Consider the following 10,121-nt stretch of genomic DNA (forward strand, 5'->3'; position numbering starts at 1 on the left):
CTCGGTCGGGTCCGCGGCCGAGTCGCCGCCTCTCCCCGATCCTGCCGGATCCCGATGATCCCCGTGATAAGGGAGGGATACCGGGACGCGCCGACGACTCGCGGGAGTTGCTCCCTGATCACGCGGATCTTGGGGCGGGGACGGGTGGCTAGCGCGGGCCGGCTTCGGGGGAGCGGCGTGGCGCCGGTGTCGTGTCCATCCGGCGGACGAGGTATTCCTGGACCGCCGCGCCGTGCTCGTCGTCGCCGAGCCCCCACTCGGCCGCGCCCGGCGCGTGCCGGTGGTTGAGCGCGCCGTGCAACGTGTCGACGACGGTCGAGAGGCCGCAGCGGGGCCGGGTGCGCCACAGCGTCGCCCCGGCCGGGGTCAGCTGGTACCACCCGTCCGCGACGGTGATCAGGCCGGCGCCCACGAGGCGCCGCACCGCCATCTCGACGTCCCGCCGGGTCGGGATGGCACGGTTGAGATGGTCCGCAGTGGACAGTACGTCGGTGAGGCGGATTCCTTCCGGACGGCGGGTTGAGGCGGCCCGGCGGTGCCGCCCCGCGCCTCCCGCGATGACCACCGAGACGAAGATCCACGCGTCGGCCCACCGCCACCCCGCACTCGTCATGGGGCAATGATGCCGTGCGATCGCCGTCGGCGGAACTCCTGTGCTTGGCTCATCTCATGGTCATTCCTGCGCCCGGCCGCATGGTGCCGCATGACGGAGAGTTCCGCCTTTCCGACGCGACGCGTCTGCACGCCCCCGAGTCCGTTGCCCGCCTGGTGCGGGAGCTGTTGACGCCGGCGACCGGCCTGTCGCTCTCCGACGCGGCGGCGCCCGGTGACGGGGTGATCAGCCTTCGGCTCGACCATGATCCGGAGCTGGGGGAGGAGGGTTACCGGCTGCGGGTGACGTCCACGGAGGTGGTCGCCACGGCCGCCGCGAAGGGCGGGCTGCGCTGGGCGGTGCAGACCCTGCGGCAGTTGCTCCCCGACCAGGTGTACGGCGACGGCCCGGCCCGGGGGATCGACTGGCGGCTGCCCTGCGTCGAGATCGCCGACGTGCCCGCCTACGCGTGGCGCGGCGCGCTGCTCGACGTGGCCCGCTGGTGTCATCCGCTGCGGTTCCTCTACCGCTACGTCGACCTGCTCGCACTGCACAAGCTCAACACTCTGCACCTGCACCTCACCGACGACCAGGGGTGGCGGTTCGAGGTCCGGCGGTACCCGCGGCTGACCGAGGTGGGGAGCATCCGCCGCGAGTCGCCGCTCGGGCACGCGCGCGACGAGCGCGGGGACGGCGTACCGCACGGGGGTTTCTACACCCAGGGCGAGCTGCGCGACCTGGTCGACTACGCGGCGCTGCGCGGCGTGCGGATCATGCCGGAGGTGGACCTGCCCGGCCACACCCAGGCGGCCATCGCCGCCTACCCCGAGCTCGGCAACGATCCCGCCCGGCAGCTGGCCGTGGGCACCACGTGGGGGATCTCGACGCACGTGCTCAACGTGGCCGACGCGACCCTCGACGTCGTCCGCCACGTGCTCGACGAGGTGGTCGAGGTCTTTCCGTTCGAGTACGTGCACATCGGCGGTGACGAGGTGCCGTCGCGGGAGTGGGCGGCGAGCCCGCACGCGCGCCGGCGCGCCGCCGAACTGGGCCTGGACCGCGTCGCCGACCTGCAGGGTTGGTGGACCGCCCAGCTGACCGAGCATCTGGCGCGGCACGGCCGCCGGACCGCCGCCTGGGACGAGATCCTGGACCGTCGCCCCGCCGCGGGCACGACGGTCTTCGCGTGGCGGGGGGAGGACCGGATCCTCGCCGCGCAGCACGCCGGGCACGAGGTGGTCGCCGCCCCGTACACGCACACCTACTTCGACTGGGCGGAGCACGACGGTCCGGACGAACCGCTGGCCATCGCGGGGACGCTGCCGTTGGAGCGGGTGTACGGCTTCGCCCCCGGCCACGTCCTCGGGGTGCAGGGCCAGGTGTGGAGCGAGTATCTGCCGACCACCGATCGGGTCGAGTGGCGCGCGTTTCCGCGGTTGGCGGCGTTGGCCGAGGTGGGCTGGTCGGGCCCGGGCGGCGATTTCCCGGGGTTCCGGGCGCGCCTCACCGCCCACCTGGGTCGACTAGACCACCTCCGGGTCAACTACCGGCCGCTGGACTGACCGCGGTCCGGGCTGCTGCGTCGGCGGTGGGCGGCGCGCCCCCGCCCGGCACGGTGAACAGGGGGAGGAACAGCTGCACGAGCGGTCCGATGCTGACCGCGTAGAGCACGGTGCCGAAACCGACCGTTCCGCCCAGCAGCCAGCCGGTCGCGAGGACGGAGATCTCGATGACGGTCCGCACCAGGCGGACGGAGTGCCGCGGGTGCAGCGCGACGTAACCGGTCATCAGGCCGTCGCGCGGCCCCGGGCCCAACCGGGCCCCGATGTAGAGGCCGGTGGCGACGCCGTTGAGCACGATGCCGGCGGCCAGGAACCCGACCCGCAGCGGCCAGGGCTGCACGGTCGGCAGCAGCGCGAGCGTGGCGTCGACGGCGAGGCCGATGAGGACGACGTTGCTGATCGTGCCGATGCCGGGGCGCTGCCGCAGCGGAATCCAGAGCAGCAGCACGAGAGCGCCGACCGCGATGGTGATGGTGCCGAACGACAGGCCGGTGAGTCGGGCCAGCCCCTGGTGGAAGACGTCCCACGGGTCGAGCCCCAGGGTCGACTCGATCATCAGGGCCATGCTCACGCCGTAGAGCAGCAGGCCGGCGAGGAGCTGGACGAGCCGCCGGACCGGTCGCTCGCGGAGGTTGCCAATCGTGTTCATGCATGCCACTCTGGTGTCCAATCGGGGAGCCATAAAGAGCCAATCTTGAGGGAGTGGCCGTGACAAGCATGGTGCGTGGCGCGCAACTGGCTCGCCTTCTCGGTCATTGGCATGCACTGCCGGGCCGGCGGCGCAGTCCGGACTACGCCGCCCTCGCGGGCACCATCCGTGGGCTGCTCGCCGACGGACGGCTGCCGCTCGCCGTCCGGCTCCCCGCCGAACGCGAGCTCGCCGAGGCGCTCAAGGTCAGCCGGACCACCGTCACCGCCGCCTACCGCGAGCTGCGCGAGACCGGCCACCTCACCAGCCGGCGGGGCGCCGGCAGCTGGACCACCCTCCCCGGCGGCCACCGCGTGGCCAGCTCCGGCCTGTGGACCCCCACCGACGACCTCGACATGATCGACCTCGGCTGCGCCGCCCTCGCCGCCCCCGCCGAACTGGTCCCCGCCGCCCGCGCCGCCGCGGAGGAACTGCCCCGCTACCTCAGCGACGCCGGCTACCACCCCACCGGGATCATGGAGCTGCGCGAGGCGATCGCGCGCTCGTACACCGAGCGGGGGCTGCCCACCAGCGCCGACCAGATCATGGTCACCAGCGGGACGCAGCACGCCCTCGACCTGGTGCTGCGGCTGACCGTGCCGGCCGGTGCCGGCGTACTCGTCGAATCACCCACCTATCCCAACGCGCTCGCCGCGCTCTCCGCGCGGCGCGCCCGCATCACCACCCACGGCCTCGACGCCACCGGCGTCACGGCCACGGGGGATGACGGGGAAGGCTGGGACGCCGACCTCCTGCTCGGCAGTCTGCGTCAGAACCGGCCCCGACTGGCCTACCTGATCCCCGAGTTCCAGAACCCCACCGGCCACCTGATGCCCGCGGAGCTGCGCGAGCGGGTCGTCGCCGCCGCCCACGCCAGCGGCACCGACCTGGTCGTCGACGAGTCCTTCGTCGACCTGCCGCTCGACGGCACCCCCATGCCGCCCCCCACCGCCGTGTTCGACCGGCACTCCCGCGTCATCTCCATCGGCGGGATGAGCAAGCCCTACTGGGGTGGACTGCGCATCGGCTGGGTCCGCGCCTCCGCGCCGCTGGTGCAGCGGCTGGCCGCGCTGCGGGTCGGCGTCGACATGGCCAGCCCGGTGCTCGAACAGCTCGTCGCCGTCCACCTGCTCGCCGCCGCCGACAGCATCGTGCCGGCCCGCCGGGCGCAGCTCGCCGCCCAGCGCGATGCCCTGCTCGCCGCCGTGCGCGACGAGCTGCCCGAGTGGCGGGTTTCCGTGCCGCACGGCGGCGTCACCCTCTGGGCCGAGCTGGACGGGCCGGTCTCCAGCGCGCTGGCCCGCGCCGCCGAGGAGGTCGGCGTACGGCTCGCGCCCGGGCCGCGCTTCGGGCTCGACGGCACATTGGAACGCTTCCTGCGGTTGCCGTTCACCCTCCCCGCCGCCGTACTGACCGACGCGGTGCACCGGATCGCCGCGGTCCGCTACGACCTCGACCGCGCCAGCCGTCGACAGTGGAGAGAACCCGCTGTGATCGCGTGACGGGGCGCCGGTTGCGCACCCCGCGGGACCGGCGCGGCAACCGCTGCGGGGCGTACGCGTCGAGATGACACGTACGCCCCGCGGCGGTTGTGCGGTTTAGATCTCGGCGACCGACCCGGCGTACAGCCGGTCGATCTCGCCGGCGAAGTTGGCCTCCACGCCGCGCCGCTTGATCTTCAGCGACGGCGTCATCTCGCCGTGCTCGATCGTCAGGTCGCGCGGCAGGATCGCGAACTTCTTGATCGTCTCCCACCGGTTGAGCTTGCCGTTGAGCTCGGTGATGTAGCCCTCCACCATCGCCTTCGCCTCGGGCGAGGCGACGACCTCCGCGTACGACCTGCCCTCGAGAGGACCGCCGGCGGCCCACGCGCCGATCGCGTCCGGGTCGAGGGTGATCAGCATCGAGCAGTAGTTGCGGGCCTGGCCGATGACGATCGCCTGCGAGGTGTACGGGCAGAGCGCCTTGAACAGGCCCTCGATGTGCGACGGCGCGATGTACTTGCCGCCCGACGTCTTGACCAGGTCCTTCTTCCGGTCGGTGATCCGCAGGAAGCCGTCGGCGTCGAGCTCGCCAATGTCCCCGGTGCGGAAGAAGCCGTCCTCGGTGAACGCGGCGGCGGTCTCCGCCGGCAGATTGTGGTAGCCGCGCATCACCGGCGCGCCGCGGAGCAGGATCTCGCCGTCGGAGTCGATGCGGCACTCGAGGTCGCCGAGGGGCTGGCCGACCGAACCGATCTTCAGCTTGCCCGGCCGGTTGACGAAGTTGGCCGCGCTGGACTCGGTCAGGCCGTAGCCCTCGGAGATGGGCAGGTTGGCCGCGGCGAAGAACTCGCCGATCTCCTTGCTGAGCGGGGCCGCGCCGGAGACGAGGATCCGGATGTTGCCGCCGAGCCGCGCCTGCAGCTTGCTGAAGACGAGCTTCTCGGCCAGCGCGTACCTGAACTTCAGGCCCGCCGGGACCGGCTTGCCGGCCTGTTCGAGCGCCACCTTCTGCTTGCCGACGCGGACCGCCCAGGCGAAGATCTTCGCCTTCGCGCCGCCTTCGCCCTGCGCGGTGGTGACGACCTTGTTGTAGACCTTCTCGAAGACGCGCGGCGCGGCGCACATCAGCGTCGGCCGGATCACGCCGAGGAGATCGATCAGCTTGTCGACCCGCCCGTCCACGTACGTCGGCAGACCGACGTGGATGATGCCGCAGACCAGCGTCTTGCCGAAGGAATGCGACAGCGGCAGCCACAGGTACTGCAGGTCGTCGGCGCGCATGATGCCGAGGTCCGCCTGGGCGACGGCCTCCCAGCACCAGCCGCCGTGCAGCAGCTCGACGCCCTTGGGGCGGCCCGTCGTGCCCGAGGTGTAGATCAGCGTGGCGATGCGGTCCGGCCCGATGCCCTTGGCGATCGTGTCGATCATGTCGGGCTCGGTGGCGAGCGCCGCCGTTCCGCGCGCCTCCAGGTCGGCCAGGGTGAGCTGCGGGGGAGTGGCCGCCGGGTCCGCGGCGCCGTCGATGATGACGACGTGGGTCAGCGACGGCAGGCTCGCGCCGGAGATCTTGCCGGCCTGGGTCGGGTTCTCCGCGATCAGCACCTTTGATCCGGAGTCGGCGAGGATGAAGCAGGCCTCCTCCGGCTCCGTCGTCGGATAGACCGTGGTGGTCGCGCCACCGGCACACATCACGCCGAGGTCGGCCACGATCCAGTCGAGGCGCGTGTTGGCCAGGATCGCCACCCGGTCCTCGCTGCCGATGCCGAGCTCGAGCAGGCCGGCGGCGATCGCTTTCGCGCGCTGGCCGACCTGGGCCCAGGTCAACCAGACCGGGCCGGAGTCGTCGGGTGCGGGGTGCGCGAAGGCGTGCTGGTCGGGGGACGCCGCCACGCGCTGCAGGAACATGTCCGGAATAGACCGGTAGGGAACATCGAGAGCCATCGGAAGAGCCGCCTCCGCGTATGTGCTCGTGACCGCCGTCACGCGAATTGTTGTTACCGCAGGGTATTGCCAGGTGGCCGCTTCGGCTAGTGCCGACTTGGTTGGACCGCGGAAGGACCGCCGGAACAATCCGTGCATCCCGCATTGTGGGGCCGATATGGGTAGAACGATATAGAAGATTATCGAGGTCGCGTACGTACGATCCCCTCCATCAGTTTCGGATCACCACCCATGCCGGGGTCACGAGTCCCCGTGGGGATCCGACATGTGGGGAGGAACCGGAGATGACACTCCTACGTACGCGCGGCCGACACCTGCTGGTGGCGGGCCTGTTCACCGCGCTCGCCACCACCGCGGTCGGAGGGCCGGCCGCCGCCGCGCCCGCCACCGGCCAGATCAGGCTCGCGGGCGGTGACACCGCGGTGGCCGACAGCTACATCGTCGTGCTGAAGGACGCCGCGGTCGGCGCCAGGGCGGGCGCGCCCCAGGCCGCCTCGGCGGTGTCGAACCGCGCGGGGAGCCTCGCCGACACCTACGGCGGCACCGTCAAGCAGGTCTATTCCGCCGCGCTCAACGGATTCGAAGCGCGGATGACCGAGCAGGCCGCCCGCCGTCTCGCGGCCAACCCGGCCGTCGCGTACGTCGAGCAGAACCACGTCGTCTCCCTCGCCGCGACCCAGACCAACCCGACCTGGGGCCTGGACCGCGTCGACCAGCGCAACCTGCCGCTGAGCCGGTCCTACACCTACCCGACCACGGCCAGCAACGTGCGCGCCTACATCATCGACACCGGGCTCCGGTTCAACCACAGCGACTTCGGCGGCCGCGCCACCAGCGGCTACGACGCGGTCGACGGTGGCTCCGCCGATGACTGCAACGGACACGGCACGCACGTCGGCGGCACCGTCGGCGGCGCGACCTACGGGGTCGCCAAGGGCGTGCGGCTGATCGGCGTACGGGTCCTCGACTGCGCCGGCAGCGGCACCAACGCCGGCGTCATCGCCGGGGTCAACTGGGTCACCTCCAACGCGGTGAAGCCGGCCGTGGCGAACATGAGCCTCGGCGGCGGCGCCAGCACGGCGCTCGACAACGCCGTCGCCAGCTCCATCTCCTCCGGCGTGACGTACGCGCTCGCCGCCGGCAACTCCAACGCCAACGCCTGCAGCTCCTCACCGGCCCGCACCGCGAGCGCGATCACGGTCGGCGCCACGACCAGCACCGACGCGCGCGCCTCCTACTCCAACTACGGCAGCTGCCTGGACATCTTCGCGCCGGGCTCGTCGATCACCTCGGCCTGGTACACCAGCAGCACGGCGACGAACACCATCAGCGGTACGTCGATGGCCTCACCGCACGTCGCCGGCGCCGCCGCGCTGGTGCTCGCCGCGAACCCGTCCGCCACCCCGGCACAGGTCGCCAGCACGCTGATCAGCAAGGCGACCACCGGCGTGGTCACCAGCCCCGGCACCGGTTCGCCGAACCGGCTGCTCTTCGTGAGCTGACCACCGCCACGACAGACGGCGGGACCCCGGGCGCGAACCCCCGCGCCCGGGGTCCCGCCCCGTGCGGTCAGGAAGCCTCGGCGCCCCGCGCCGGCAGCCCGTGCGGGTGGGCGTCCGCCAGCGCCAGCTCGGGACCGTCGCCGAGCCGTACCGTCAGCTGAAAGCGGTGCCGCTCACCGACCCGGCGGGGCTCGAGATTGGCCCGGCCCACCTCGTTGGTCTGGGGCGGGCGGGTCATCCAGTCCCGCACCCATGGCATGTGGTCGGCCACGGTCGCGCGGAAGGCCGGCCAGGCGGCGTCCGGTCGGTCGGGGTCGAACGCGCCGCCCGCGCTCGGATAGTGCGCGGCGAGGTCGGGGGCGCGGCCGGTCAGGGCGAGCGCGTGCACGCCGCCGAGCAGGCGCAGGGCGATGGCGTGGGGGCCGGGCGCGTCCTCGTACCCCGCGACCGCCCCGGCGCACGGCCCGCCGCTGAGGACGTCCTGCGCGGCGCGGGTCAGCAGCGCCGCGTACAGGCCAGACCCGAGGCTGGCGCACGCGTCCGCCTGATATTCGATCATCGCTGCGGCGCGTTCACGCGACATCGGGTCCTCCTCGGTGGGATACGCCGATGATCCCGACGTACGGGTCCGGAGGGCACCCACGGCACGGGTGACGCGTGCCACGGTCGCCGTCCATGACGACACCTGAGTGCCGTGGATTACGAAAATTTCCGAAAACCGTAGTCGGACCGATCGATCATCGTGTCGGTTCTTACCAGGGCAGATGTGCTGTCCTGACACTCGATGTCGGCCCTTTCGGTACGCGCAATGGACTTGCGCATCGAAATATTTCAATCGATACTTCCGAATGTTTCGGTCTGCTGTCCGGCGTTGGGTCCGTCCAGGGTGCCGGCCGCCGGCGCGCTTCGAGGAAGGGAAGAGCGATGAGGAGATCCAGGCACGCGCTCGGCGCGCTCTGCGCCGCCGTGCTGCTCGCCGCGACGGGGTTGATCCTGGCGCCTCCCGCGTCGGCGGCCGCATTGACCGAGGTGACGAACTTCGGCACCAACCCCGGGAACCTGCGCATGCATCTCTACGTGCCGGACCGGGTTGCCGCGAGACCGGCGATCGTGGTCGCGGTGCACTACTGCACCGGCTCCGGCCCGGCGTTCCATTCCGGCACCCAGTTCGCCTCACTCGCCGACCGGTACGGCTTCATCGTCATCTACCCGTCCGCGACCAGGAGCGGGCAGTGCTTCGACGTCTACTCGCCCGAGGCGCTCCGGCGCGACGGTGGCAGTGACCCGGTGTCGATCATGTCGATGGTGCGCTATGCGCAACAGCGGCACAACGGCGATCCGGGCCGCGTCTACGCGACCGGTGTCTCGTCCGGCGCCATGATGACCAACGTCCTGCTCGGCGACTATCCCGACGTCTTCAAGGCCGGGGCGGCATTCGCGGGTGTGCCGTTCGGCTGCTTCGCCACCACTGGCGGCTCCACCTGGAACAGCGAGTGCGCGAACGGTCAGGTGATCAAGACGGCGCAGGAGTGGGGCAACCTGGTGCGCAACGCCTACCCGGGCTACAGCGGTCCACGTCCCCGCATGCAGCTCTGGCACGGCACGGCGGACGAAACGCTGCGCTATCCGAACTTCGGCGAGGAAATCAAGCAGTGGACCAACGTCCACGGGCTGAGCCAGACACCGGCCTTCACGGACAGCCCCCAGTCCGGCTGGACCCGTACCCGCTACGGCAGCACCGGCGCAACGGCGCCGGTCGAGGCGATCAGCATGCAGGGCGTGTCGCACAACCTCCCGGTGTCGGCCGCCGAAGCGATCCGTTTCTTCGGACTCGACACCGCCGCACCGCCGACCGCACCGCCGACCACCCGCCCGCCGACGCCGCCGCCGTCGGGTGGCTGCGCGGTCAGCTACACGGTGAACGGGTGGAACACCGGCTTCACCGGCAACGTGCGGATCGTCAACAACAGTTCCGCCCCGATCAACGGGTGGACCCTCGCCTTCGGCTTCACCGCCGGTCAGACGGTCACCTCGGCCTGGAACGGCACCGTCACCCAGGCGGGAAGCCAGGTGACCGCCCGCAACGTCGCGTACAACGCGACGATCGCCGGCAACGGCGGCTCGCAGAGTTTCGGCTTCCAGGGCACCCACACCGGGAGCAACCCGCCGCCGAACTCGTTCAGCCTGAACGGCAGCCCCTGTACGGTCGCCTGAGGCGACGAACGGACGGCGCCGTTCCGGGTGCGGCGAGTTGTCCGCACGGACGAGGCGCTCGCCGCGCGGGACCGGCTGTTGGCGCAGGCGGCGGCCGGTGCCTGGTACGCGGTGGCGATGAGCGAGCGTGGCGCCGGC

At 71.7% G+C, this 10,121-nt stretch carries 8 protein-coding genes; 4 read left to right on the top strand and 4 right to left on the bottom strand.

Features of this window, described 5'->3' with window-relative positions:
• Positions 1-148 precede the first annotated feature (148 nt).
• Positions 149-613, bottom strand: coding sequence for a hypothetical protein (locus AB0J06_RS21555; protein WP_357430739.1), 465 nt, complete (start codon positions 611-613; stop codon positions 149-151).
• Between the two features lie 56 nt (positions 614-669).
• Here AB0J06_RS21555 and AB0J06_RS21560 point away from each other — a divergent pair, with 56 nt between their 5' ends.
• Entirely contained in the window at positions 670-2,154 is a 1,485-nt protein-coding gene (locus AB0J06_RS21560) for a beta-N-acetylhexosaminidase (RefSeq protein WP_357430740.1), read from the top strand.
• On the opposite strand, the gene AB0J06_RS21565 is transcribed toward AB0J06_RS21560, so the two are convergent.
• On the bottom strand, positions 2,132-2,803 hold the full coding sequence (locus AB0J06_RS21565) for a hypothetical protein (RefSeq protein ID WP_357430741.1): 672 nt from the start codon (positions 2,801-2,803) through the stop codon (positions 2,132-2,134). The two genes, AB0J06_RS21560 and AB0J06_RS21565, sit on opposite strands and share 23 nt — an antisense overlap.
• Before the next feature lie 59 nt (positions 2,804-2,862).
• Between AB0J06_RS21565 and AB0J06_RS21570 the strand changes: the two genes are divergently transcribed.
• Positions 2,863-4,344, top strand: a complete 1,482-nt coding sequence (locus AB0J06_RS21570; protein WP_357430742.1) for a PLP-dependent aminotransferase family protein — start codon at positions 2,863-2,865, stop codon at positions 4,342-4,344.
• 96 nt (positions 4,345-4,440) lie between these two features.
• Here AB0J06_RS21570 and AB0J06_RS21575 read toward each other — a convergent pair whose 3' ends face one another.
• Positions 4,441-6,267, bottom strand: coding sequence for a long-chain fatty acid--CoA ligase (locus tag AB0J06_RS21575; RefSeq protein ID WP_357430743.1), 1,827 nt, complete (start codon positions 6,265-6,267; stop codon positions 4,441-4,443).
• Between the two features lie 284 nt (positions 6,268-6,551).
• Between AB0J06_RS21575 and AB0J06_RS21580 the strand changes: the two genes are divergently transcribed.
• Positions 6,552-7,769 (top strand): S8 family peptidase, encoded by a 1,218-nt coding sequence (locus tag AB0J06_RS21580; RefSeq protein ID WP_357430744.1) that lies wholly within the window; start codon positions 6,552-6,554, stop codon positions 7,767-7,769.
• A 67-nt stretch (positions 7,770-7,836) separates the two neighbouring features.
• Here the strand turns inward: AB0J06_RS21580 and AB0J06_RS21585 are convergent, their stop codons facing one another.
• Positions 7,837-8,352: a DUF2332 family protein gene (locus AB0J06_RS21585; RefSeq protein ID WP_357430745.1), complete on the bottom strand. Its 516-nt coding sequence runs from the start codon at positions 8,350-8,352 to the stop codon at positions 7,837-7,839.
• Between the two features lie 341 nt (positions 8,353-8,693).
• On the opposite strand from AB0J06_RS21585, the gene AB0J06_RS21590 reads away from it, so the two are divergent.
• Complete coding sequence (locus tag AB0J06_RS21590; RefSeq protein ID WP_357430746.1) at positions 8,694-9,983, top strand: PHB depolymerase family esterase; 1,290 nt, start codon at positions 8,694-8,696, stop codon at positions 9,981-9,983.
• Positions 9,984-10,121 lie beyond the last annotated feature (138 nt).

It is taken from the genome of Micromonospora sp. NPDC049679 (assembly GCF_040659735.1).
Lineage (GTDB): Bacteria > Actinomycetota > Actinomycetes > Mycobacteriales > Micromonosporaceae > Micromonospora_I.

Excerpts from the sequence above, each read along its gene's own strand:
- AB0J06_RS21575 (WP_357430743.1), bottom strand. The coding sequence starts at position 6,267 with ATGGCTCTCGATGTTCCCTACCGGTCTATTCCGGACATGTTCCTGCAG.
- AB0J06_RS21585 (WP_357430745.1), bottom strand. The coding sequence starts at position 8,352 with ATGTCGCGTGAACGCGCCGCAGCGATGATCGAATATCAGGCGGACGCG.
- AB0J06_RS21580 (WP_357430744.1), top strand. The coding sequence starts at position 6,552 with ATGACACTCCTACGTACGCGCGGCCGACACCTGCTGGTGGCGGGCCTG.
- AB0J06_RS21590 (WP_357430746.1), top strand. The coding sequence starts at position 8,694 with ATGAGGAGATCCAGGCACGCGCTCGGCGCGCTCTGCGCCGCCGTGCTG.
- AB0J06_RS21560 (WP_357430740.1), top strand. The coding sequence starts at position 670 with ATGGTCATTCCTGCGCCCGGCCGCATGGTGCCGCATGACGGAGAGTTC.
- AB0J06_RS21565 (WP_357430741.1), bottom strand. The coding sequence starts at position 2,803 with ATGAACACGATTGGCAACCTCCGCGAGCGACCGGTCCGGCGGCTCGTC.
- AB0J06_RS21555 (WP_357430739.1), bottom strand. The coding sequence starts at position 613 with ATGACGAGTGCGGGGTGGCGGTGGGCCGACGCGTGGATCTTCGTCTCG.